The organism is Pseudoduganella aquatica, assembly GCF_020865585.1.
Lineage (GTDB): Bacteria > Pseudomonadota > Gammaproteobacteria > Burkholderiales > Burkholderiaceae_D > Rugamonas > Rugamonas aquatica_A.
The window spans coordinates 3,176,792-3,200,482 of sequence record NZ_CP086370.1; the positions used below are offsets into that span (position 1 = coordinate 3,176,792).

Below are 23,691 nucleotides of genomic sequence, written 5' to 3' on the forward strand. Positions count from 1 at the left end.
CAGCAAATGAAGTTCAACATCTACGGCCGGTTCCAGATTGATGTGCGCCGCGTGGGCGAGGAGTGGGAAGTCTACCGCCTGGATTTCGGCAAGCGCGTGCCGATGGAGGAAATCGTCATCCCGCCCACATTGGCGGAAGACGAAATCGCCATCTACCTCGACGATATTTTTCATGAGCTGGCCGGGTTCGGTCAAAGTATAGAATTGATGGCGTAAGAGGTGCCCTTGTCTGATTGAAGTCCCTCTGTAGAAACCTTCTCTTCCGGCGTTCTCTTTTTGTCTCTTTTGAACTCTTTTTGTCTCCTGCTGTCCAAGAGACAGGAAGAGACAAAAAGAGACAAGAAGAGAAAGGGGAAAGAGAATGATTCTACAGACGCACCCCGCAGGGATACCACCCGCCGCCTATCGCATGCTGGCCGATTACCTGCGCACATCGGGCAGCACGCTCTCTGCGTCCGAGGCAATCAGCCACGCCATTCAGGACTGGATCGCCGCGCAGCGCAAGGCTGCGGAGCCGGTTAGCGGCTACCAATGGAAATCTCTATTCCTGCCAAGCGGGAGCGGCCTGCGCATACAGCACGAAGGCCTTTGCCACTACGCCCACGTTGTCGGCGAGGAGCTGCTTTACCAAGGCAGGCCGCTATCGCCGCACCAGCTCACGCTGATGCTGATGGGGCCGGGCCGCAACGCCTGGCGCGAATTCTGGGTCAAGCTGCATGGTGAAAAACAGTGGGTGCAGGCCATCAAGCTGCGCAACGCGCTGGAGTCGCGCCCGGTGGCCGCCTCGCCGCTCGACGCCATGGCCGCCGCCGCCCGCACCATGAGCGACGCGCTGCAAACCACGCTTACCCTGGTCCAGCATGTGCACCACAAAGCCACTATCCAGCCCGAGCGCCGCCTGCCCAAGCACCGCCGCATGGAAGACTGCTTGACGGATGATTGATTGCCACCGCGCTCGAGCACCTGCCGGGCACGGCGGCGTTACTGCACGGTGATGTAGGGCGCGCCGCGCTCGGCCGGCATCTGGGACAGCAGGGTGCGCATTTCGCGGGCTTCGTCGGCGGGCGTGCGGCCGAAGAAGCGCTTGAACTCGCGGCTGAACTGCGAGCTGCTTTCGTAGCCCACCCGCGCCGACGCGCTGGCCGCGCTCAGGCCGTCCTGTACCATCAGCAGGCGCGCCTTGTGCAGCCGGGTCGATTTCAAATACTGGATGGGCGAGGTTTGCGTAACCGCCTTGAAGTTGGCGTGAAAGGCCGCCACGCTCATCCCCGCCTCGCCGGCCAGCGTGGCCACGTCGATCTGGCTGCTCAGGTCCGCGTGGATGCGGCGCAGCGCCTTGCCGATTTTGCCGAAATGGCTCTGGTGCGCCAGCGCGGCGCGCAGCGAGCCGCCTTGCACACCGGTCAGCACGCGGTACAGGATCTCGCGCATCGCGCTGGGCGCCAGCAGCTGCGTCTCCAGCGGGGAGGTCAGCGCCTCAAGCAGGCGCAGCACGGCGTCGCACAGCTTGGCGTCCATCGGCGAGGAGATGATGCCTTTGGGCTCGGCCGCGATGGCGGCGCCGGACTGCTCCACCGCCAGCATCAGCTCCGCCGCCATCTGCAGGTCGATGCGGATGGACACGGCCAGCATGGGCTCGGCCTCGGAGGCCTGCACAGTCTCGCCTTCAAACGGCAGCGGCACGGACATGACCAGGAACTGCTGCGCGTCGTAGTCATAGGATTGGCCGCCCAGGTAGCCGCGCTTGCGGCCGGAGCAGACGATGACGATGCACGGCTCGTACAGCACCGGTGTGCGTGGCACGGGCCTGTTCACGCGCATGAATTTCACGCCGTCCAGCGCTGACAAGGTGGAGCCTTCGGCCGGGGCGAGGCGGTCCATCAGCGCCATCATGCGTTGTTGCTGGCTAGTCATGGGTATCCTGTGGGTAGTAGCTTCGTGCAGATATTATGCCCGATTCCGCCACGTTTATCGTGCGGATTGGAGGATTAGGCAATAGACCGAGATCTTCCGGCATTCACGGCGGCGCTGCGCCTCCTTAAAATCCTGTGCATCAGACTAAGCTCAGGGGGCGCATCATGCAGCTACAGGAAAATCAAAAAGTAGTGCTAATCACCGGCGCGAGCAGCGGCATAGGCGAGGCCACGGCGCGCTTGCTGGCGCAGCACGGCATGCATGTGGTGCTCGGCGCGCGCCGCACGGACAGGCTGGAACTGCTCGCGGCGCAGATCCGCGCGGCGGGCGGCTCGGCGGACTTCCACGGGCTGGACGTGACGGACGCGGACGACGTGCAGACCTTCGTGCTGGCCGCGCACAAGCAGCACGGCCGCGTGGATGTGATGATCAACAACGCGGGCGTGATGCCGCTGTCGCGCCTCGATGCGCTCAAGCTCAAGGAGTGGGACCGCATGCTGGACGTGAACGTGCGCGGCGTCCTGTACGGCATCGCGGCGGTGCTGCCGCTGATGCAGGTGCGGCGCGCGGGGCAGATCATCAATATAGCGTCCATCGGCGCGTACACGGTGAGCCCGACGGCGGCGGTCTATTGCGCCACCAAGTTCGCGGTGGCGGCCATTACCGAGGGCCTGCGGCAGGAGGTGGGCGGCGACATCCGCGTAACGCTGGTGTCGCCGGGGGTGACGGAGTCCGAGCTGGCGGACGGCATTTCGGACGAGCAGGCCCGCGCCGAGATGAAGGAGTTCCGCAAGGTGGCCATCGCGCCGGACGCGATCGCGCGCGCCATCCTGTTTGCCATCGAGCAGCCGGCGGATGTGGATGTGAGCGAGATGGTGGTGCGGCCCACCGCCGGACACTAGGCGTAGCGCATCAGCGCCGCGCCGCAGGCAATGAGTGCGATGGCGGCGTAGCGTTGCGGGATGATTTTCTCATGCAGGAAGACGACGGCGATGGCGGCGGCGAACAGGATGGAGATCTCGCGCAGCGCCGCCACGGCGGCCACCGGCGCCACCGTCATCGCCCACAGGGATAAGGCGTAGGAGGCCAGCGTGCCCGCGCCGCCCAGCGCGGCGGCGCGCCAGTGGGCGGCCGCATAGGCCGCGAAGCCGGCGCGGCGGCGCGGCAGCGTCCAGGCCAGCAGCCCGGCAGCGGTCAGCACGAACAGCCACATGGTGTAGGCCAGCGGCGATCCGGAGCGCCTGGCGCCGACGCCGTCCACCAAGGTGTAGCACGCGATGGCGCAGGCATTCAGTAGCGCGTATAGCACGGCGCGGCGCTGGCGCGGCACAGGCTCGGTCGCTGCCGCAGCTGCCGGCACTGCGCCGCCTCGCGCCAGCGCCATGCTGAAGATGCCGCCGCTGATGCAGGCCACGGCGGCGTATTGCACTGCCGTGAGCTGCTCGCCCAGCAGCGGCGCGCTGGCCAGCGCAACCAGCAGCGGGGCGCTGCCGCGCATTAGCGGGTAGGCCAGGCTCATGTCGCCGTGCCGGTAGGCGGCGGACATGAGGCCGAAATAGCAATAGTGGATCGCGGTGGTGGCGCACAGCATGGGCCAGCTGCCCGGGGCGGGCGCGGGCAGCAGGGGCAGCGCCGCGAGCGAGATCAGCGCCGCGCCCGACACCGCCAGCACGGACGTCAGGAAGGCGTCCTTGCCGGCCTTGATCAGCGCGTTCCATCCCGCGTGCAGCAGCGCAGCAAGCAGGATGACTGCGGCGACCTGTCCGGACACGGGTTGATCGCGCCCGGCGCCTAGCGCGGCCGCACGCTTTCGGCCAGGATGTCGGCGCGGTGCATGCGCTGGAAGCTTTCCAGTATGGTGTTGGAACGCGCGATGTTCTCCATCACGTCCAGCATGGCGGCCTGGTCTTCCGGCTTGAGCGAGCGGCGCGACACGTACACGCCGCTCACGCTCCACGGCAGCTCGGGTATGGGTTCGATGCGCAGCTTGTCCAGCATGCCGGACAGGCGCGCGTCGCGTATCACCGCGCCGGCCAGCGTGGTCGGCCCCATGATGGTGACGTCGATCGCGCCGGACAGCATCAGCCGCGCCACCGCGACCGTGTCCACTTCCTGGAACAGCCGCCCCTGTTTGGCCAGTTCCTTGATCAGCGCCTGATAGCGCTCGCCGTAGTCGAAGCCGCGCACCACGGCCACGCGCAGTTCGGGCCGGTCCAGCAGGTCTTGCGCGCTGGCCAGCGGGGGCGGTTGCTCGCCACCGAAATCAGCGTGGCGCGGTGGCCGATCAGCGGAATAAAGGTGCCGATCACGTCGCGCGCCGGCGTGCGCGAGGCGGGCACCAGCAAGTCGGCCTTGCCCACCTCGAACAGCACTTCCTGGCGCGCGCGCGGCACCACGGAGAACGCCAGCTGGCAGCCCGCTTTCTGGCTGGCGGCGCGCAGCACGTCGGGATAGATGCCGCCCACGGCGGCTCCGTTGACGGTGATGCTCACGCCGATGGGCGCCACCGGCACGGCGATCTCGCGCGAGCATTCGGCGATCGCGGGCGTCGCCGCCAGCGCGGCAGCCAGCGCGGCAGCGGCGCCCAGCGCTGGCGGCGCGCCGCAGCGCAGCCGCACCATCATGGCTGCACCGCCTTGACGGCCGCCTGCTTCATGTCGTGCGTGCGGAAATAGTGGCGCGCCACCAGGATGGCCACGGCCTGCATGGCGGCGCAGACGAAGAAGCTGCTGCCGATGCGCCAGTCGTTGGCGGGCAGGTGGCTCACCTCGCCCAGGATGGCACTGCCCAGCAGCGGCATGAAGATAATGCCGATGCTGCTGATCGACTGCAGTGATCCCATCAGCTCGCCCTGCCGGGCCGCGTCGGTGGATTTGGAGATGATGCCCTGCAGCGCCGGCCCGGCGGCGAAGGCCATCAGGTTGCAGCAGATGAACAGGTACATCATCCAGCCCTGCGTGGCCAGGCCGTACAGCGTGTAGGTGATGCAGCCGGAGGCGAGGCCGATCAGGGTCAGGCGCATTTCGCCGAACCATTTGATGAAGATGCCCAGCAGCCCGGCCTGCACCACGGCGGCGGCCATGCCCACGCAGAACAGCGCGGCGCCGTTCTGGCCCGGGCTCCAGTTGAAGCGGAAGTGGGTGTACAGCACCCAGGTCGACTGCAGCATCATCTGCGCGCAGGTCATCAGCGCGAAGGCGATGATCAGGCCGCGGATGTCCTCGCGCCGGGCCAGCTTGAACAGGCCGTCGAGCGGGTTCACGCGGGTGAGCTTGAACTTGGAGCGGCGCGCCTCCGGCAGCGACTCGGGCACGCAGAAATAGCCGTAGACGAAATTGGCCGCCGACAGGCCCGCCGCCACGTAGAACGGCAGGTGCAGGTTGATGCTGCCCAGCAGGCCGCCCAGCATGGGGCCGGCGATGAAGCCCAGGCCGAAGGCCGCGCCTATCTTGCCGAAGCTCTTGGCGCGGTTCTCGTGGGTGGAAATGTCGGACGCGTAGGCCGAGGCCACCGACATGCTGGCCGACGAGGCGCCGCCGATCACGCGGCCGATGAACATGCAGGCCAGGTTGGGCGCCCAGGCGGTGGACAGGAAGTTGATGCACATGCCGGCCATGGAGTACAGCAGCACCGGCCGCCGCCCCACCCGGTCGCTCACCGCGCCCAGCATGGGCATGAAGATGAACTGCATCAGGCCGAACACCGCGCCCATGATGCCGTACCACAGCGCCTGCAGGTCGCGCGTGTGGACGAATTCGCCCACCAGGATGGGCAGCACCGGCACCACCAGGCCGATGCCCAGCATGTCGATAAAGACGCACACCAGCACGAATTTCAGGTTGCCTTGCGAGGTGGTGGAGAGTGGAACGGGTTCGCTTTTGCTGGTCATGGCGGTTGTAATGTGCGGTGCGTGGGGCGTGGCGGGGCTAAGGCGTGGCCGGGCTGGCGGCCCACTCGGCGATAAAGCTGTCGCGGAAGGCTATCAGCTCGGCCAGGCGGCTCTGGCCCAGGCGGCGGCCGGCGGCGGTCTGCATCTTGCCGGGCAGGGTGGCCAGCTTCACGTCGATATGGTCGAGCGAATAGGCCTTGTCGTCCAGCTCGCGGTGCAGCGCCATCGGGTCTTCGGCGTGCGCCAGCGCGCAGCCCATGCGGCCGGCGGTGTAGAACATGCGCGCCAGGCCCACCGCGCCCAGCGCGTCGAGCCGGTCCGCGTCCTGCACGATCTTGGCCTCGATGGTCTCGGGCTGGATGCCGGCCGAGAAGCTGTGGGTCTCGATGGCGTGCGCGGTGGCGGCCAGCTTCTCCTGCGGGAAGCCCAGTTCGGCCAGCTGGCGGCTGGCCAGCCGGGCCGCCTGGCGCGAGGCCAGGTGGCGTTCCGGGGAGTTCTTGGGCAGGTTCACCAGGTCGTGCAGATAGCAGGCCGCCAGCACCACCAGCGCATCGGCCTCCGGGTAATCGTCCATCAGCAGCGTGGCGTTGCGCCACACGCGGTGCAGATGGTTGGTGTCGTGCGCGCCGTCGTCGACTGCGGCGGCGGCGGCCAGCGCCACCAGGCGCGGGTGCCAGCTGCTTAACAAACTATTCATTGTTCTCCTTGCCCTGCGGTTTGCATTGATGCCTACCGCCTAATTGTGGCATTGAATTAACAAGAAGGCCATAGCCGTTTGCACGCTGCTATTGCCTTGGTGCATTTATTTGATGCGTCAAGTCTTGACTTACGGTAACATTACGGCTCTTAATTTACGGCATCTAGCCTTAAGGGAAACTATGTCCAACGACGCCATCACCACCGCCAATGTGGCGGCCGCCGCCGAATACCTCGCCTTCACCCTGGGCCAGGAAGAATACGGCATCGACATCCAGAAAGTCAGCGAGATCCGCAGCTACGAAGCGCCCACCCGCATCGCCAGCGCGCCGGAGTTCGTCAAGGGTGTGATCAACCTGCGCGGCCTGATCGTGCCGATCGTGGACATGCGCATCAAGTTCAACGTGGGCGAGCCGACCTACAACCAGTTCACCGTGGTCATCATCCTCAACATCGGCCACCGCGTGGTGGGCATGGTGGTCGACAGCGTGTCCGACGTCACCATCCTGACCCCGGAGCAGGTCAAGCCGGCGCCGGAAATCACCTCCACCCTGAACACCGAGTACATCGTCGGCCTGGGCACCATCGACGAGCGCATGCTGATCCTGGTGGACATCGACCGCCTGATGACGAGCGCCGACATGGGCCTGCTCGACACCGCGCTGGCCGCGTAAGGACCGCCATGAGCGCACTTTCCCGCATCAGCATCGGCAAGCGCCTGGCTCTGGGCTTTGCCGTTATCCTGGCCCTGTCCGTGGCCATTACCGGCGTCGCCATCTGGCGTTTGCACGATGTGGCCAGCGCCACGCGTGCGATGATGGAAGTGCCGCTCGCGAAAGAACGCCTGATCAGCGACTGGTCGGGCAAGATCGACAGCGCCATCCGGCGCACCACGGCGATCGCCCGCAGCAGCGACCCGTCGCTGGCGGCCTATTTCGCCGACGAGTCGAAGAAGTCCAGCGCCATCTCGGCCGAACTGCAGAAAAAAGTCGAGACGCTGATCGACGACGACGAGAAGGAACTGTTCGGCCGCATAGGCGAGCAGCGCAAGATCTACCTGTCTTCGCGCGACAAGGTGGCCAAGCTCAAGGCCGAGGGCGCGCTGGAGGAGGCGGAGGCGCACTTCAACAACGTGTTCGCGCCCGGCGCCGCCGCCTACCAGAGCCTGATGGCCGAGCTGCTCAAGCTCCAGCGCGGCAAGATCGACGCCATCGCGCAGCAGATCGAAGCCGGCGCTGGGTCCAGCCGCACCTTGCTGATAGCGCTCACTGTGCTGGTGCTGGCCTTCGGCGTGGTGTGCTCCTGGCTGCTGACCACCGGCATCACGAAGCCGCTGGGCCAGGCGCTGGCGGCGGCGCGGCGCGTGGCGGCGGGCGACCTGACCGGCCGCATCACCGTCAGCGGCGGAGACGAGACCGGCCAGCTGCTGCTGGCCCTGCAGGACATGAACAGCTCCCTGCTCAACATCGTGCTGCAGGTGCGCAGCGGCACCGCGCAGATCGAAACCTCGTCCACCGAGATCGCTGCCGGCAACCAGGACCTGTCCTCGCGCACCGAGCAGCAGGCCGGCTCGCTGGAGGAAACCGCCGCCTCGATGGAGGAGCTGACCGCCACCGTGAAGAACAACGCCAGCAACGCGCATCAGGCCAAGGAACTGGCCAGCGCGGCGGCGGGCGTGGCCGTCAAGGGCGGCGCCGTGGTGGCCGAGGTGGTCGGCACGATGGACGCCATCAACGCCGCCTCGCGCAAGATCGTCGACATTATCGCCGTCATCGACGGCATCGCCTTCCAGACCAATATCCTGGCCTTGAACGCGGCCGTGGAAGCGGCGCGCGCGGGCGAGCAGGGACGCGGCTTTGCCGTGGTGGCCAGCGAAGTGCGCACGCTGGCGCAGCGCTCGGCCGCCGCCGCCAAGGAAATCAAGGAGCTGATCGGCGACTCGGTGGACAAGGTGAACCAGGGCAGCAAGCTGGTGGCCGACGCCGGCGCGACCATGGAAGACATCGTCGACAGCGTGCACCGCGTCAGCACCATCATCACCGAGATCACCACCGCCAGCAAAGAGCAGAGCGCGGGCATCGAGGAGGTGTACAAGGCCATTGGCGAGATGGACCAGGTCACGCAGCAGAACGCCGCGCTGGTGGAGCAGTCCGCCGCCGCCGCCGAGTCCATGCAGCAGCAGGCGGCCCAGCTGGCGCAGGTCGTCAGCGTGTTCCAGGTGGGTGGCGCCGACCGCGCACCCGCAGGGCTCGTGGCCGCTGGCCGCACGTCTGCGGGCCGCTCGCCTGCGGCCCACGGGCAGGGCAGCGGCACCCGCTTGCTCGGCTAGTCCGCGCTTTACTCCAGCTCTCCCCAGGAGGCGATCGCCTGTTGCGACAGGCGGTCCGCCTCGCCGTTGCGGTGGCGCGGCACCCAGTGCAGCGTCACCCGCCCCGATTTCCCCAGTTGCGCCATCAGATCCAGCGCCCGTTCGCGGTGCTGCTCCAGCCCCTTCGCGCCCGCGCCGCCCGCCACATCGCTTATCACGACCTGGCTGTCGCCATAAATCGCCAGCACGCCCGGACGCGCCGCGACGGCCGCTTCCAGTAGCGCCAGCAGCGCCAGATACTCCGCCTCGCCGCTGTTGCCGTGCCCCGCGCGCGCGCTGATCTCGATCCGCTCGCCCGCCGGCCCAAGCAGCAGCCCCCCTATGCCCAGCCGCCCCGGATTGGGATGCGCCGAGCCGTCGAACCACGCCTGCCAGGCGCCAGGCTGCGGCGCCGGCCGCGCGCGCGCCTTGATGCCCGCCACCTTCTCGCCGCGCGCCGCCAGCTTCGCCGCCCGCCGCTCCGCATCATCCCGTTTCAATTTGGCGCGCGCCGCCAGCAGGTCGGCCAGTTCCGCCAGCCCCTGCGCCGTGGCCGACTGCCGCATAACGCGCAGCAGCGCCTCTGCTTCGTCCAACCCCTCCCTGGCGGCCATGCGGCGCGCCGCCACGCGCTCATTGTGGAAGGCGGCATCGGCCAGGCTGGCGGGAAGGTCCGGGGAGGAGGAGGGGAGAGTCGTCATGCCGCCATGCTACCGCCTGCGCCCCGCCTGAATCAACACGCGCTGCTGAAATTCGCGCAGCGCTGCTGGCTTTTGCGCACGCCGGGACGTTAAAAGCACGTCCCGCGGCTGGCACGGTGCCGGTGTATACGCATGCTCTTTCTCGCCCCGACCATTGCCGGCAAAGCATGCTTGCTGGGCGGAGGGCGGTCTAGGCGCGGCGGGTGGGGGCGCTGGCGTGGTTCGCATTGGAGGAGCCCGCCGCAGCCACCATAGACGTGGCCTATGCCAGCGGCCGCATCGGATCGGCCGGCTACCGGAATTTGCCGCCATAGGAATAGCTGGAGCCGCGCTTTGTGAACGCGGCCCTGAAGAACCTCGGGCTGGCGCAGTACTGGAGCGCCAGCCCGGTCAAGCGGACTTAGTTGATGGCTTAGTTGCGGCGCGGGTTGTCCGGCCGGCTGTCATAGCGGTTGGGCACACCGTCGCCGTCGCGGTCGCGGTCATAGCGGTTAGGCACGCCGTCGCGGTCATTGTCGTGGCCACGGCCCCGGTCATGGCCACGGTTGTTGTGGTTGTCGTAGCGGTTGGGGATACCGTCACCATCGCGGTCGCGGTCATAGCGGTTCGGGATGCCGTCATGGTCCATATCGCCCCGGCCTCGGCGGTCCCAGCGGCCTTCGTGGCGTATCCAGTGGCCGTTTGACTGCACCCATTGCGGCTGGATGTAGTAGTAGCCCGGACGTTCGCGCATCCATTGGCCGGCAACCCACACGTGGCGATGGCCGTTCCAGTTCCAGTAGCCGGGCGCCCAGACGTAGCCATGGCGCGGCGGCGGCATGCTTTCATAGCGGAGCGGAGGCGGCGCGGTGCCGATGACCAGGTTGACGTCCACCTGTGCCGAAGCAGGCATCGGCGCGAAAGCGGCAGAGCTTACAGCCAGCAAGGCTGCTGCGTAAAAGGTAGGCTTGATCATTTTGTTCTCCGTTGATGTGTGACGCTGAATTCACTATATCAAGCGGCAGGGATACGGAGAAAGGAAGATGCAACTTCTTACAACTGACACAGCTTTGGAATGGTGTGTGCGCTAGCACACAGAAGCAGGATTCGCCTGCCACGCGGGCGCTGTAGAGGGGCGCATGGCGTGCAGGCGAATGTTCTGGGCCGGCATCAGATCTTGGCCGAAGCGTTGGCTTTGCGTTCGTCGTTCAGCAGTTGCAGTTTCTGTTCGGCGCTTGGGCGTTTGGCGCTGACCACAACCACTTGCATGTCCTTGGCGGCAGCGATGGCGGGTGCGTTGGCACGGGCGACGATGAGCTGTGCTTCGGTGGCCGTTGCGGTGCCGCTATCGAGCACGTAGTTGGCGGCGCAGGCCAGGCCCAGGGTCGCAACAAACAGGGCTTCGAAGTTTTTCAGGACGTTCATTTTAGTCTTCCTTCAGGTGGTGGGTGAGTGGTGTTTTGTGTTCCGATGACTGCACTGTATTCAATCCGCCCTCAAGCTTCCAAGGGATTGCGACGAGTGGCGGTTTTTGCGGCGCGAAATGCAAAATCCGGCGACAAAACGATAGCTTTCGAACCACGCTTTCCCCACCCCTCCGCTAAGCCCGGCCATACAGACACCACCGGGGCGGGGAGCATATGCGGGCCAAAATCAGTCACTTGCTGCGCACATGGCGCCGCAGCCGGAACCTGCGCGCCGGGGCGCGTCCGCAGCGCGGCGCTGGCGTAGGGCCTGGCGCAGGGGCGCGGACAGGCGCGGCTAGTGCAAGCGCTGGCGCAAGCTCGCTGCGGCGCCGCGCCGCCGGCATGTCTCCGCTCGCGTTGTGGATGGCCGGGCTGGGCACGCTGGCTGCGCTGGCTGGCGCAGTGCTCATCATCGGCCATGCGCGCGCGCTTGGTGCCGCTACCATCACCACCGCCGATGCCACCAGCGAGCGCCATGCGGCAACCGTATATCAAGCCGCACTGCCGGGCGCCACGCTGGAAGTGACGCGGCAGGCTGGCGTGCGCTTCAGCCCCGTGGCGGGCGGCGCAGTGCTCACGCTGGCGGGCATGCAGGGCATGGGTACGGTGCGCGTGGACCTGTGCAGCCAGCTGCGCGAGCCGGGCAGCGCAAAACTGGTGCCGCTGCGGCTGGGCTATCGCTTCGACGACGTGCAGCGCTCCGGCCTTGCCGCCGGGGCCTTGCGCAATGTGCTGCTGGTTGGTGGCGAGTCCGCCGTCACGGCGGCAATGCCGGAGGTGCGCATCAGCGGCGACGCGCGCGCGGACTTCGGCGGCGAACCGCTGGAGCTGAACTGGCGCAGCGCGCCAGGCGCATCGGCGCGCTGGCTGAGCGATGCGAGCGAAGGGCGGGTGGTGGAGGGCGGCAGCGGCGCTGCGGGATTCCGCCGGCAAGGCTGGCTGTCGTGGGGCGCCGGCGCCGCCATGCGCGTGGAGCGGCGCGCCAGCGTGGGCTGCCCACAGGCTGGCGAGCTGCTGGTGCAGCTGTATCAGTTGCGTCAGCCAGATGGCGCTTCCGCCGGCACGGGCGTCCGCAGTGCCAGCCTGGCCGCTGGCAGCATGATAGCTTCGGGCGACAAAGTGCTGCTGGCCGCATTTCCCGCCGAAGGCAGCCCGGCCACCGGCTATCTGCAGCCCGGCGTCTACAAGGTTCCGGCGCGCGCCACGGCCCAGCTGGAAGACCAGATTCTCTTCACCGCCCTGCAAGACGCCGGACTGGTACGCCTGGACGCCAGCGGCATGATCGCCGTCGCGCCGCGCGACTTGCCGCAATGGCTGGCCAGCGCACCGTCGTCCCGCGCCACCGAACTGGCCGAGTGGCGGCATGTGCAGCCCGGCGAGGCCACAGCCAAGCTGCTCAAGCGCCTGTACCAGCAGGCCGATGGCGCCTATGTGCGGCAGCAGATCGACATCTACAACAGCGAACGGCGCTTGCTCGCGTGGCGCGTGAAGTCCGGACCAGCCTGGGAAGCCAGCGCCGGCGGCAGTCCTCTGGCTTCTACCTCGCAGATGCCGCCCGCCGCCGCGCGTCTGTTCGCCGAGCTGCCGCAAGGCTGGCAGCCTTGGACGCGCGCCGCCTACTGGCCGCAATCCAGCGCCGCGCAAGCAGTGCAACTGACATTGCCTGCGCCCTCCGGTGGCGCGCTGCAATTGCTGGTGGCCGGACGCGTGCTCTCGGTCAGCGGCGCGCATGCAAAGCTGCTTCCTGCCTGCACAGGGCGCGGCTGCGCGAGCGCCAGCGATGCGGTGCAGCTTACCCTGGACCCGCTGCCCGGCGCCCGCGCCATCACCGTCGAGATGCAGCCACTGGACATGACGAGTGTCGCCGCAGCCGGAGACCAGGGCTACCGCCACCTGCGCGTGATCAAGGGAGCAGGGCGCATCGTCTGGCAGCCCCTGGAAACAGCCTTGCCCGGCGCGGCGCCCGCTGCACCAGCCGCAGGCAAAGCCGCAGCGGGCGTGCAGCTCCAGGACCGCAACGGCGCGCTGCTGTGGGCGGACGGCAGCGGCACGCCCACCGCTCTGGACGCCGGCCTGGCGCCCATGCTGGGCGTCGGTCCTGAACACGCCAGCAGCATTGCCGGCATGCTGGCCCGCGCATCGGCCATGGGCGGCGGCGCTGCGGGCGCCACTGCAAAGCTGTCGCTCGACCTGCCGCTGCAAGCGCTCAGCCAGCGCATCCTCGACTGCATCGGCATGCGCCAGGGCCATTGGGACGGCAAGGCCTGCACCGGCGGCCAGCCCGCGCCGCAAGGGCGCCATGCCGGCTTTATCGTGCTCGATGCCGAAACCGGCGACATCCTCGCCGCCGCAGGCGCCGGCAACGCCCCCGCGACTTCCGCCAACTGGCCGGAAGTGCGCGACTTTGACCGCGCCAACCCCGCCCGCAGCCCCCTGCGCCTGCCCGCGCTCCAGCACGACGGCGGCGCGCACCGCAGCCCCGGCTCCACGTTCAAGATCGTCAGCGCGCTCGGCCTCGAACTGGCCGCCCAGACCGATCCGCGCCTGGACGCGCTCCTGAGCGGCATGCCGCTCCCGGCCATCAACGCCATCGCCCGGCAGCGCGGCTACGCCTTCCAGACCGGAGCCGCGACCTATCCGGCCAGCCCGGGCGGCGCCCACATCACCAACTACAAGGAGCAGGGGCTGGATCGGCGCGCGCAGGAAGGCAAGCTGGGACTGGCGCAAGCGCTGACCTATAGCCTGAACACCTGGTTCGCCTGGTCCTCCGAGCTGAGCGACCGCAGCCTGTTCGGCCGCCCCGACGGCGGTGTGCCCGGCGTGCAGGCGCTGGAAGCGGGCGCGCTCGACCCGGTGCGGCCCATCGCGGCCGCCGCGCACCGGCTGGGATTCGAGCAGCGCCTGCGGCTGGACGGCGGCCTGCTGCCCGGCGACTTTCCCTGGCAGGCCTACGACGCGCTGCAAGCCACGCCTGCCCACGTGGACGAAATCCACACCCGCCACGAGCTGCGGCAAATGGCCATCGGCCTCCGTATGCAGGCGACGCCGCTGCAAATGGCGATGGTGTCCGCCGCCATCGGCCAGGGCGCCACGGTCACGCCTCGGCTGCTGCTGGAGCTGAACGGCAAAGCGGCTAGCGACGCGCAAGCCGCGCCGCTGGGCGCGCGGCTGGACCGCATCCGCGCCGGCATGAAGGGCGTGGTGGACTCCGGCACCGCCGCCGCCGCTTTCAGCGCGCCTGGGCTGGCACCGCTGCGCCTTGGCTTGTACGGCAAGACCGGCACCGCGCCTGTGAGCGACGGGGCGGCCACGGTCTGGTTCACCGGCTGGCTGGAGCCGCGCAGCCTGCCGCAGCAGCCGCACCGGCTTGCGGTGGCGGCCTTTGTCAGCCATTCCGGCGCCAGCGGCGGCGAGCATGCCGCGCCCATGGTGGCCGCGCTGCTGGCGGGCTGGCCTGGGCAGAACGCGGAACAGAGGGGTAAATAGGCGTGTAACAAGAGGAATGGCTGAGTCAAGGATGTGGCATGATTTTGAAGTGTCCGTCGAAGACCATACGATCCCTATGGTCCGGCGGCGCCTTTTTTGAACTACGGGATCACATGCGGCTGCCGGGAACGCGTTATCAGGAACACGGATGGGAACAGGTGCGCAAGCTGCTGGGCCACTGCTCGCTGCTGGCCGTGCAGCGCATGGATTTGCTGCTGCTGGCTGGCGGCGGATGCGAAGCCGAGCAGCTCGACATCTACACGGACGCGCTGGCGTCCGAGCTGCGGCAGGCGCAGCGCAGCGCGCGCGGTGAAGCGCCGGGCAACAGCTACGGCGAAAGCGTCTCCGAACTGGCCACCAGCCTCGCGTTCGAACTCCAGGCGCAGCCCTCGTACTGGAGCGGGTTGGCCTCGGCCTTGGCCAGCGAGCACGCCCGGCACGGCGCATTCTGGCTGAACCCCGGCAGCGACGCCATGCTGCGCAAGAAATTCAACGATATGTACGCCGGCCTGCGCGACAAGGTGGACTCGGACAATTACCAGGTAGCCACCGGGCGCGATTGCAGTCCCAATAAAATGTACACCTACCGCATGCTCGATACCGCCTACCGCGAAATTGAGCAGCTGTTCGCCAACTGGCAGCAGCACGAGCAGCAGATTGCCGCCATTCTGGGCCGCGCGGCGGAGGGCATTCCCATCGAAGCCCGCCAGATGAAGTCCATAGGCGGGTGCAAGGCCGAGTGGGTGATACGCTGGAGCGAGTCGCAGGAGCGCTTCGCCGGCTCGCCCGGGCCGCTGCACACCAAGTCCAAGCGCTTCTCCAGCCTGAAGAACAGCCCCGGCAAGATTGCCGCGCTGATGGCGGAAATCGGCGAGTACGAGGCGCTGTCTGCCAATATGGGCGGCGCCGACGATTGGCGCGGCGACGATGGCGAAGCCACCGCCTGGCTGGATGATTATTTGCGCGTGGTGAGCGAGTCGGAGGATGACGCCCGGCAGCATGTGGAGGACCAGATCCTGCCCGCGCCCGGAGAAGAGGATGGCGTCGATGTCCCGCCTGATGCGGACTCCGATGCGGATGCGGACGTGCCCCAGCCCATCCGCGACCCCGCGCTTGCCGCAGCCGACCAGGCCCTCGCTGCCAGCCTTTCCTTGCCCCTCCGCTTTATGGAGCTGGCTACCGCCGCCCAGGATGGCGGCAGCCGCATGCTGCAGGTGCTGGACGAGGAATCGCTGCCGATCCGGCTGGCGGTGTACCAGAAACTGCTCGGCGCGGAAGACGAAAGCTATCCGGACGCCTGGCTGGACCCGGCCACCGGCGAACTGCCGACCTTGCAGCAACTGGCGGCGCTGGACCGGATTTCGATGCCGACGCTGCGCAAGCGCCGCAACGAGGCCATCGACAAGCTGTACGCAATGAATGGAAGGATGCAAAAATGACCACGCCGGACCGGAAATTGCAAGAGCGCCTGCTGCTGTCCCGGGCGGTGCCGGGAGACCGCCTGATGCTGTCGGACGCGGTGCTGCTGGCGGCGCTGGACGGCAGCCGCGCGCTTACGCCGAACGAGCGCGCCGCGCTCCAGGCTTCGCCATTGACGCTGCGGCGCTTTCGCCAGTTGTCGCTGGAGCGCCGCGCGGTAGCGGAGGCTGGTGCGGCCAATGACGCGGTGTGGCAGCGCAGCGCAGGTATGCTGCGCGCCGCTTCGACCAGCGCCGTGCTGGACGAACTGATGACGGACGACGGCCACTGGCAGTTGCATTTTGTGCAAAACGGGGAAGATGACCGGGAGGGCTGGCAGCTCATTCTCAAACTTGACGCCGGTGCGCCATTCGCTGCGCGCCTGCTGCGCGAGCAGCCCATGCTGCGCGTGGTGGACGGGGGCGGCGCCATATTGCTGCAGGGCCGGCTGGACGCGGACGGCGAATGCGAGCACGCGTGGCCGTTTGACATCGCACCGGCGGCGCATTTCCAGCTGTACGGCGCGAGCTTTGCCGTTGAGCCGGTGGCGCGGTAATCATGGGCCTCTTTTCCTTCGTCCGCAGCCGCAGCGCAGCGCAGGATGCCGCACAGGATGCGTCCTGCGCTGCACTGGGACGCAGCCTGGTGGCGGTGCGCTTGCGCGGCGCGCAGGCGCCCGCCGGCTGCGTGCAGGTGATATTCAGCGAGAGCGGGCAATCCCGGCGTGCTGCCGCTGGCGGCGCAAGGGAAGGCGAGGTTGCGTATGCCTTCCATCCGGGGCCATATAGCGTGGATGTGACGCCCTATGCCGCCGCGCCGGAAATCGGCCTGCGTACCCGTGTGCTGATCGATGCGGCGGATCCGCGCGTGGCGCAGCAGCGCTTTGATCTGTACCTGTTCAGCGAAGTGGCGGAAGCGCTGGCCCTGGCGGACTTGCAGGCGGCCGTGGAAGCGGCGGTGCAGGAAGCGCTGTCGCAAGGCATGCTGGACCTGCCGCCATGCACCTCGCTGGACGAGTGGAACGGCTTCCGCGCAGGCTTGAACCAGTTGCTCTACACGCGCTTCGGCGTGACGGTGGAAGACTGCCTGCCGGTAGATCTGGGCGAGCAAACCGACTACGCCGCCCAGCTGCGTGCCCGTGCGCAGACTCCGCCTGCCGCCGCCGCCGCCGCCGCCCTGGACGCGTCCGCCGCCAGCAACGCGTCTGCCAGCATGCCAGACGCCCCCGCAACTGCCGAAATCCTGTTGGACGAAGCAACGCCCGCATCCGCGCACGCTGGCGCAGGTGCTGCTGTAGCCGCCATCGCCGCAGCCGGCGCCACGAACGCCGCCTTTGCTGCTACGGCCCGCGACGACGCGCATGCGCTGCGCCGCCTGTTCCTTGAGCTGCCCGCGCTGTCGAGCGGCTTCCGGCAGGTGGCGCTGCCGCCGGGCCAGGCCTTGTTCCTGGCGCACCGCAGCCTGTTGCAGCGTGCCGCGCTGCTCGCGCTCGACGTCAACACCATGCCCGCCCTGGCCTGGTCCGCCCCCGACCTGCCGTCTCCGCGCGCACAACAAGAGCGCCGTTCGGGCCACAGCATCCAGGCGGCGCGCGAACTTGACCAAGCCTGGGCTTTGCTCGCGCGCCTGCAACTGGCCGCCAACCCGCTGCAATTCGGCGCCGCCTGCGGCGCGGCCGACCCTGAACCGGTACTCGCCGCCCTGATGGACGAAGCCGAGCGCATCGTCGCCAACCTTGACCACCACCTTGCGCAACGCCGCGCCGCCACCGGCGAACACGCAGTAGAGGCCTATGCGGGGCCTGAACAGCGCCGGGAGCCATCGCTATGACCTGCACAAGCCCGAAACTCCCCGCCAACGCAGAGTGCCGCTGCGTGCTGGCCGACGGCCGCGTGCTGACCATCACCGCCAGCCGCCGCCCGCGCGCCAACCGCGCCGACGTCAAATGCGCCGTGTCCGGCGCGCCCGCCCTGAGCGAGCGTATGCAGGAAGTCGTGCGCCTGGCGCGCCACACCGAACACCGCTTCGACAGCCGCGACCAGGTTGTGCTCAGCATGGACCTCGCCCCATCGGCCGGTGAACGTGGCTGGGAACTGGCTGCCGTGCTGGCGGACCGCATGGTGCGCGGCGCCTGGCAGCCCGCCTGCCCGCTGGTCTACGCTGACGGCTGGTCCGACAACTGGCATTGCGGCAGCGTGAGCGGCCAGGCCGAAGCCTCAGTGCATCTGCAAGCGCTGATCTCCGCCAGCCCCGTGCCGGCGCTGGCCGTGCTGGGCGCGGCGAGCGCCCCAGGCGCCGAAGCGGCACAATCCATCCCCGGCAGCCTGACCCTGTCCCACCTTGGCGCCCTGACCGGACACACCGATCCATCGGCCTCCGTGTCCAGCGCGCGCGCCTGGTTCCCGCTGCACAGCGGCGGCATCAACGATAGCCTGAACTGGGTGGAAGTCAGCGTCCACCCCGTGGAGCAGGGCGGCGCCGACGAGGAAGACACCATCGCCGTCCCTGGCCTGGGCCTGACCGCGCAACTGGCCATCCGCCAGGCGCTGGCCGGCGCGCGCCACTTCGACGGCCGTGGCCTGGGCCGCTGGCGCACCGTGGTGCGCTTCGGCCAGCCGCGCTTCCAGGGCGCCTCCCACGAACTGGCGCTGGTCATGGCCGACCGCCTCGCGCGTGGCCGCGAGTTCGTGCCGCGCGGCCGCATCATCGCCAGCGGCTGCTCCAGCGCCTGGCATGCCGGCCGCGTGGACACTGTGGAAGGCCGCGAAGCCAAGATGGAGTTGATACTAAAACAAGCCGTCCAGGGCGACCGCGTGCTGCTGCCCCGGGATTGGCAAAACGACATCCCGCCAGCCTACGCCAGCGCCTTGCGCGCCCGAGGCGCCTCGCTGGCGTGCATAGAGCGGATAGGCATGATCTAAGCCAGGGCTTGAATCGTGCGCAAGATAAAAGCGGCGCGCCCCTGCTAAAATCAGGACCGGACGGGGCGGCTGGAATGGGTATGCGGTAAGCAGGTTTACAAGGAGTTCGACATGTTCCGAATGTTTGGTTTTGGCGGCGTAAAATGCCCGCGCTGCGAGCATAAAAATGGCGCCGGCACCGGCTACTGCGCGAACTGCGGAGTGATATTGGGTGCGCCGCACAATGAGCCCGTGCTGCGCGATAACCGCTGGATACCGGCCAACGACGAACTGGCCGTCTATTTCGGCGTGCGCCAACTATCGGGCGTCTTTAACAAGACGCTGCGCGTGCCGGCCACCACCCGCGCCTACATCCTGCAGGCGGACAAGGCCACCGAAGTGCCGCAAGGCGAATACGAGATCGAAGGCTTCTTCACGCGCCTGAACCATCTGCTGCGCGACCAGCATGCCGAAATCCTGATCACGCGCACCACGCCGCTGCCGGTGGAGTTCTCCTTCAGCGACCTGCACACCGCCGAGCACCTGAAAGTGGCCGCGCGTTTCAAGGTTGGCATCAAGGTGGAAAACGTCGCCGCCTTTGCCCAGCATTTCATGACCGTGCCCGGCGCCGTGACCACCTTGCATCTGCACGCGTTGCTGGCGGACTCCGTGCGCCAGGTGGCGGCGGAATTCATCGGCGGACGCTCCATGCGCGACATGAGCGGCAATGCCGACCTGCGTTTGCAACTGGACGAGCGCCTGCAAGCCGCCCTCAAGCTGCGCCTGGCCGAATTCGGCCTGGCCGTGGCGCAGGTGGACACGCTGTCCCTGCGGCACGACAAGTTCGACAACAACCGCGAGCGTGTGGGTTCCCTGTGGCTGGTAGCCGACGAGCGCCACGCGCAGCTGGAGCACGTCAAGCAGCTCGATGAACTCTACAACGAAGAAGAGTGGCAAGCCATCTGGCGCGAGGAGCAGAAGCTGCGCAGCGATTTCCGCCGTGCCGAACTGCGCCAGGACGCCAATGTGGACAAGGCCGAACTGGCGCAGCAGGAGGCCGAACGCGTGCAGGCCATCCGCGCGCGCGAGGTGGATCTGTACGGCCGCATTATCGAATCGCGCACGCGCCGCGAGGCCTTCGAGCGGGGCGCCGGCGCCACGCTGATCGAACTGGAACACGATCTGGCGAAGAAGAAGGCCGGCCGCGCCGGCGACGTGGCCGAATGGGAGCATGTACGCCAACTGGCGCAGATCAAGATGCGCACCGAGCTGGAAGTGGCGCAGCAGGCCGCGCTGGAGCAGCGCCAACTGGCGCAGCAGCGCTTCTCGCACCAGTTGCACATGCAGCAGATCCAGAACCAGGTGGCGCAGGCGCTGACCATCGAGGACGAGGCGCACCGCCGCGCGCAGCTGCTCCGCTTGCGCAAGAGTGAAACGGATGCGCAGCAGCGCGAGGCCGAGCTGGAGGCGGAGCACCACAAGGCGCGCTTCCACGGCGTGGCGCTGGCCAACGCGGCGCGCAAGCGCGAAGCGGAGCGCGTGCAGGAATGGCAGGACCAGCAGCAACTGGCGCATCAGCGCGAACTGCTGCGCGGCGAAGCAGTGAAGGACGCCGAGAATGCTGTACAAGTGGCTGAAGTGAACCAGAAGCTGGACCAGATGCGGCGCGACGGCGCCAGCGCCGACGCGGTGGCGCAGCACGAAAGGCTGCTGCGCACGATAGATGCGGACGGCGTGCAGCAGCGCCAGGCCCAGGCCGTGATCCATCGCGCCGCGCTGGACCAGCTGGCGGTCGACGAGCAGCGCCTGGCGCTGAAACAGCGCGAACAGGAAGCCGACTGGCAGCGCGACCTGAAGAAGATGGAGCATGAGCGCGAGCAGAACTTCGCGCGCTGGAAAGGCGAATACGACCTGCTGCTGGCGCAGCAGTCGCACGCGGCGGAACTGGCGCGCATCGATATCGAGCGCATCGCCACCATCGGCAACCTGAGCGACACCGGCAAGGTGGCGATGGCGCCCGCGCAGAACGCCGCTGCGCTGGCGCAGGTGATGAAGGAGCAGGTGCGCGCCGGCATGAGCCCCGCGCAAATCCAGTCCATGGCGGCCGTGGTGGCCGCCGAAAACAGCCTGAGCCCGGCCGAGGCCATGCGCATGCTGCAGGAGCGCGTGAATGAAGAACGCGCCCACCGCGACGCACAGGAACAGAAGGACAAGCAGCATCAGCTCGACCTGCTCAAGCTGCAAAACGCCACCCACGCCAATGCGCTCAGCGCACAGATGCAGCTGGGCGTGGGCGTGGCCCAGGCGGGCGCACCGGTGCATCACCATCACGCGGCTGCTAATGGACCTGGGCAGCCTGCCGTTAATGTTTGCGTGAACGGCCACCCGGTCGCCGCCGACCGTCCGAATGCGAAATTCTGCGCCGAATGCGGCGTGCCTTTATAAGTTGAAGATGCAAACAGCAAGAGACAAGATACGTGAACTGCGCGCCTTGCATGACGATGGCCTGTTAAGCCTGCAAGAGTTCGACCGCCGCAAGAACGCTATCCTGGACGCCGAGTATTCGCCGCTGGGAGGCAGCGCCGCGCCCGGCGCGTCCGCATCGCCCATCCAGATCAGGCAGGGTACGGAACTGGGCCTGATGGCGGGCCAGGAGATCGGCCCGCAGAACCGGCGCTACCGGCTGGAGCGCCTGATAGGCCTGGGCGGCATGGGGCAGGTGTGGCAGGCCACCGATTTGGCCACGCAGGAGGAACTTGGCCACAGCGCGCAGGTGGCGCTGAAGATATTGCCGCCGCAGCTGACCCAGAGCGCCACGCACACCAAGCTGCTGATCGAGGAAGCGACGCAGGCGCGCCGCCTGTCGCACGAGAACATCGTGCGCATCTACGAATGGGCGCAGGACCCGGCCACGGCCAGCTACTTCATCATCATGGAATGCCTGGACGGCCAGGACCTGGACGCCTGGCTGGCCCACTCCGGCCCGGCCACGCCGGAGCAGGTCCAGACCTTGCTGCGGCCCGTGGCGCATGCGCTGGACTATGCCTGGGACAAGTACAAGCTGGTGCACCGCGACATCAAGCCCGGCAACGTCTTCCTGACCCAGAAAGGCGAGGTCAAGCTGCTGGACTTCGGCATCGCCTCGCGTGCGCGCAACGCGGGCAGCAGCCTTGGGATGCAGACGCCGAACGCAGGCACCACCGGCTACCGCGCGCCGGAAGCGGGCGCTTCGCAGCGTCAGCCCAGCCCCAAGCTGGACGTGTACGCGGTGGCGGTGATGATCTACCAGCTGCTGGAGGGCAGGCTGCCCTTCGACGAAAACCGCAGCGGACAGTTTCTGCCTTCCGCACCCGCCGCGCTCAACGAGATGCAATGGCAGGTGCTGCAGCGCGGCTTCGCTTTTGCGCAGGATCAGCGTCCCGAGTCGGTGACCGCGCTGCTGGACGCCTTGCTGGGCGCATCCGGTCCCAGCGAGGAGGAACTGGCGGCGCAGGCGGCCGAGCGGCTGGCGCGCGAGCGCCAGCGCGAGCAGGAGCAGCGGCGCGAGCAGGCGGTGCGCGCCGAACAGGCCAAGGCGGAGGAGTTGAAACGCCAGGTGGAGCTGGCCGAGCGCCGCAAGGCGGAGGCGCAGGCGGCCGCGCTGGAAAAGGTAAAGCTGGACCAGCAGCGGCGCGAGCTGGAACGCCAGCAGCGGCTGGACGCGGAGCAGGCTGCCAAGGAACGCAAGGCGCGCCTGCGCGAGCAGTTGCTGGCGCGGCGCGAGGCGGACGCCTTGAAGGCGCGCCAGGCGCAGGAGGAACAGCAGCGCAAGGCGGCGCAGCTCAAGGCGGAAGCCGCCTATCGCGCCGAGCAGGAGCGTCACCGGAAGGAGCAGGCGGCGCGCAATGCGGCCGAACTGGCGGCGCTCATGCCCACGCCCGGCAGCCCCGTTGCGGACGCCAGCGGCGTGCTGCGCGACCGTTTTCTGGACGGCACCGGCGTAGGGCCGGATCTGGTGCTGATACCGACCGGGCGTTTTCAAATGGGTTCGTCCGAGCATGAGCGCGCTGTCGCCATTCGGGCCGGATCGCAAAAGTCCTGGCTGGACCGGGAGACGCCGCAGCACTGGGTGGGCATAGAATATCCCTTCGCCCTGGGACGCTTCCCGGTGACGGTGGGCCAGTGGCGCCAGTTTGCGCGCGCCACGGGTTGGGAGTCCATGTCGGACACGGACTGGGCCTCGCCCGGATTCAAGCAGGGAGACGAGCATCCGGTGGTGGGCGTGAGCTGGAACGACGTGCAGAAGTATCTGGCCTGGCTGTCGGAGAAGACGGGGCAGCTGTACCGCCTGCCGAGCGAGACGGAGTGGGAATACGCCTGCCGCGCCGGCACGCACACGGCGTTCAGCTTCGGCGATGACATCAGCACGGAGATGGCCAACTACGACGGCAATTTCACCTACAACAACGGGGCCAAGGGAGAGTTCCGGCACGGGACGACCAAGGTCGATGCGTTCCAGCCGAATCCCTGGGGGCTGTTCGATATGCACGGCAATGTGTGGGAATGGACGCAGGACGTGGTGCATGACAATTACGAAGGCGCGCCGGGCGACGGCAGCGCCTGGGAGCGGGGCGGCGACGCTGCGCGGCGCGTGCTGCGCGGTGGCTCCTGGCTGTACCAGCCGCGCTACCTGCGTTCCGCGCTGCGCAACGGCTACTCGGCCGTGCTGGCCAATGACATCGTCGGCTTCCGGGTAGCGCGCAAGCTCGCGTAAGCCGACGGGCTGCGGACATGGCGGGTTACGCTACGCTAACCCGCCCTACGCAGTGGTATCGCCGGCTGCATTCGTAGGGCGGGTTAGGCGAAGCCGTAACCC

At 67.8% G+C, this 23,691-nt stretch carries 21 protein-coding genes; 12 read left to right on the forward strand and 9 right to left on the reverse strand.

What is annotated here, in order from left to right; translation table 11 throughout:
* The first annotated feature begins 6 nt into the window (after positions 1-6).
* Both KT882_RS14215 and KT882_RS14220 read left to right on the forward strand, forming a co-directional pair.
* Complete coding sequence (locus KT882_RS14215) at positions 7-216, forward strand: DUF7661 family protein (protein WP_161074260.1); 210 nt, start codon at positions 7-9, stop codon at positions 214-216.
* Between the two features lie 145 nt (positions 217-361).
* A complete protein-coding gene (locus KT882_RS14220) occupies positions 362-943 on the forward strand; it encodes a hypothetical protein (protein ID WP_161074259.1) in 582 nt (193 codons plus the stop codon).
* Between the two features lie 38 nt (positions 944-981).
* On the opposite strand, the gene KT882_RS14225 is transcribed toward KT882_RS14220, so the two are convergent.
* Positions 982-1,914, reverse strand: coding sequence for an AraC family transcriptional regulator (locus tag KT882_RS14225; RefSeq protein ID WP_161074258.1), 933 nt, complete (start codon positions 1,912-1,914; stop codon positions 982-984).
* 164 nt (positions 1,915-2,078) lie between these two features.
* On the opposite strand from KT882_RS14225, the gene KT882_RS14230 reads away from it, so the two are divergent.
* On the forward strand, positions 2,079-2,816 hold the full coding sequence (locus KT882_RS14230) for an SDR family oxidoreductase (protein WP_228896283.1): 738 nt from the start codon (positions 2,079-2,081) through the stop codon (positions 2,814-2,816).
* Here the strand turns inward: KT882_RS14230 and KT882_RS14235 are convergent.
* From KT882_RS14235 to KT882_RS14255, 5 genes are read right to left on the reverse strand one after another with little or no spacing between them, the layout of a single operon-like run.
* Positions 2,813-3,685, reverse strand: coding sequence for an EamA family transporter (locus KT882_RS14235; protein WP_228896285.1), 873 nt, complete (start codon positions 3,683-3,685; stop codon positions 2,813-2,815). The genes KT882_RS14230 and KT882_RS14235 overlap by 4 nt on opposite strands.
* Before the next feature lie 20 nt (positions 3,686-3,705).
* Complete coding sequence (locus KT882_RS14240; protein ID WP_228896307.1) at positions 3,706-4,110, reverse strand: hypothetical protein; 405 nt, start codon at positions 4,108-4,110, stop codon at positions 3,706-3,708.
* A complete protein-coding gene (locus KT882_RS14245; RefSeq protein WP_228896308.1) occupies positions 4,062-4,538 on the reverse strand; it encodes a hypothetical protein in 477 nt (158 codons plus the stop codon). Before KT882_RS14245 ends, KT882_RS14240 begins: the two co-directional genes overlap by 49 nt.
* A complete protein-coding gene (locus tag KT882_RS14250) occupies positions 4,535-5,803 on the reverse strand; it encodes a TCR/Tet family MFS transporter (protein ID WP_161074255.1) in 1,269 nt (422 codons plus the stop codon). Before KT882_RS14250 ends, KT882_RS14245 begins: the two co-directional genes overlap by 4 nt.
* 37 nt (positions 5,804-5,840) lie before the next feature.
* A complete protein-coding gene (locus KT882_RS14255; protein ID WP_228896310.1) occupies positions 5,841-6,500 on the reverse strand; it encodes an HD domain-containing protein in 660 nt (219 codons plus the stop codon).
* Between the two features lie 181 nt (positions 6,501-6,681).
* Here KT882_RS14255 and KT882_RS14260 point away from each other — a divergent pair, with 181 nt between their 5' ends.
* Positions 6,682-7,173 carry a chemotaxis protein CheW gene (locus KT882_RS14260; protein WP_161074253.1) on the forward strand — a complete coding sequence of 164 codons (492 nt, stop codon included), beginning with the start codon at positions 6,682-6,684 and terminating at the stop codon, positions 7,171-7,173.
* Positions 7,174-7,181: 8 nt separating this feature from the next.
* Positions 7,182-8,828, forward strand: a complete 1,647-nt coding sequence (locus KT882_RS14265; protein WP_228896313.1) for a methyl-accepting chemotaxis protein — start codon at positions 7,182-7,184, stop codon at positions 8,826-8,828.
* 8 nt (positions 8,829-8,836) lie between these two features.
* Here the strand turns inward: KT882_RS14265 and KT882_RS14270 are convergent, their stop codons facing one another.
* The 3 genes from KT882_RS14270 to KT882_RS14280 form a co-directional block, all read right to left on the reverse strand.
* The gene (locus KT882_RS14270; RefSeq protein WP_228896315.1) at positions 8,837-9,547 is read right to left on the reverse strand and encodes a reverse transcriptase-like protein; all 711 of its coding nucleotides are present in this window, start codon (positions 9,545-9,547) and stop codon (positions 8,837-8,839) included.
* Positions 9,548-9,959: 412 nt separating this feature from the next.
* Entirely contained in the window at positions 9,960-10,502 is a 543-nt protein-coding gene (locus tag KT882_RS14275) for a YXWGXW repeat-containing protein (protein ID WP_161072334.1), read from the reverse strand.
* Between the two features lie 194 nt (positions 10,503-10,696).
* Positions 10,697-10,951: a hypothetical protein gene (locus KT882_RS14280; RefSeq protein ID WP_228896317.1), complete on the reverse strand. Its 255-nt coding sequence runs from the start codon at positions 10,949-10,951 to the stop codon at positions 10,697-10,699.
* Between the two features lie 383 nt (positions 10,952-11,334).
* Here KT882_RS14280 and KT882_RS14285 point away from each other — a divergent pair, with 383 nt between their 5' ends.
* The 7 genes from KT882_RS14285 to KT882_RS14315 all read left to right on the forward strand — a co-directional run bounded on the left by KT882_RS14285 (position 11,335) and on the right by KT882_RS14315 (position 23,589).
* Positions 11,335-14,478 carry a penicillin-binding transpeptidase domain-containing protein gene (locus tag KT882_RS14285; RefSeq protein WP_228896319.1) on the forward strand — a complete coding sequence of 1,048 codons (3,144 nt, stop codon included), beginning with the start codon at positions 11,335-11,337 and terminating at the stop codon, positions 14,476-14,478.
* A 113-nt stretch (positions 14,479-14,591) separates the two neighbouring features.
* On the forward strand, positions 14,592-15,917 hold the full coding sequence (locus KT882_RS14290; protein WP_161072331.1) for a hypothetical protein: 1,326 nt from the start codon (positions 14,592-14,594) through the stop codon (positions 15,915-15,917).
* Positions 15,914-16,492, forward strand: a complete 579-nt coding sequence (locus tag KT882_RS14295) for a hypothetical protein (RefSeq protein WP_228896326.1) — start codon at positions 15,914-15,916, stop codon at positions 16,490-16,492. Before KT882_RS14290 ends, KT882_RS14295 begins: the two co-directional genes overlap by 4 nt.
* A gap of 2 nt (positions 16,493-16,494) precedes the next feature.
* Positions 16,495-17,766, forward strand: a complete 1,272-nt coding sequence (locus KT882_RS14300; protein WP_228896328.1) for a hypothetical protein — start codon at positions 16,495-16,497, stop codon at positions 17,764-17,766.
* A complete protein-coding gene (locus tag KT882_RS14305; protein ID WP_228896329.1) occupies positions 17,763-18,857 on the forward strand; it encodes a hypothetical protein in 1,095 nt (364 codons plus the stop codon). Before KT882_RS14300 ends, KT882_RS14305 begins: the two co-directional genes overlap by 4 nt.
* Positions 18,858-18,968: 111 nt before the next feature.
* Positions 18,969-21,281 (forward strand): coiled-coil domain-containing protein, encoded by a 2,313-nt coding sequence (locus tag KT882_RS14310; protein WP_228896331.1) that lies wholly within the window; start codon positions 18,969-18,971, stop codon positions 21,279-21,281.
* Between the two features lie 7 nt (positions 21,282-21,288).
* Complete coding sequence (locus tag KT882_RS14315; RefSeq protein ID WP_228896332.1) at positions 21,289-23,589, forward strand: SUMF1/EgtB/PvdO family nonheme iron enzyme; 2,301 nt, start codon at positions 21,289-21,291, stop codon at positions 23,587-23,589.
* The last annotated feature ends 102 nt before the right edge of the window (positions 23,590-23,691 follow it).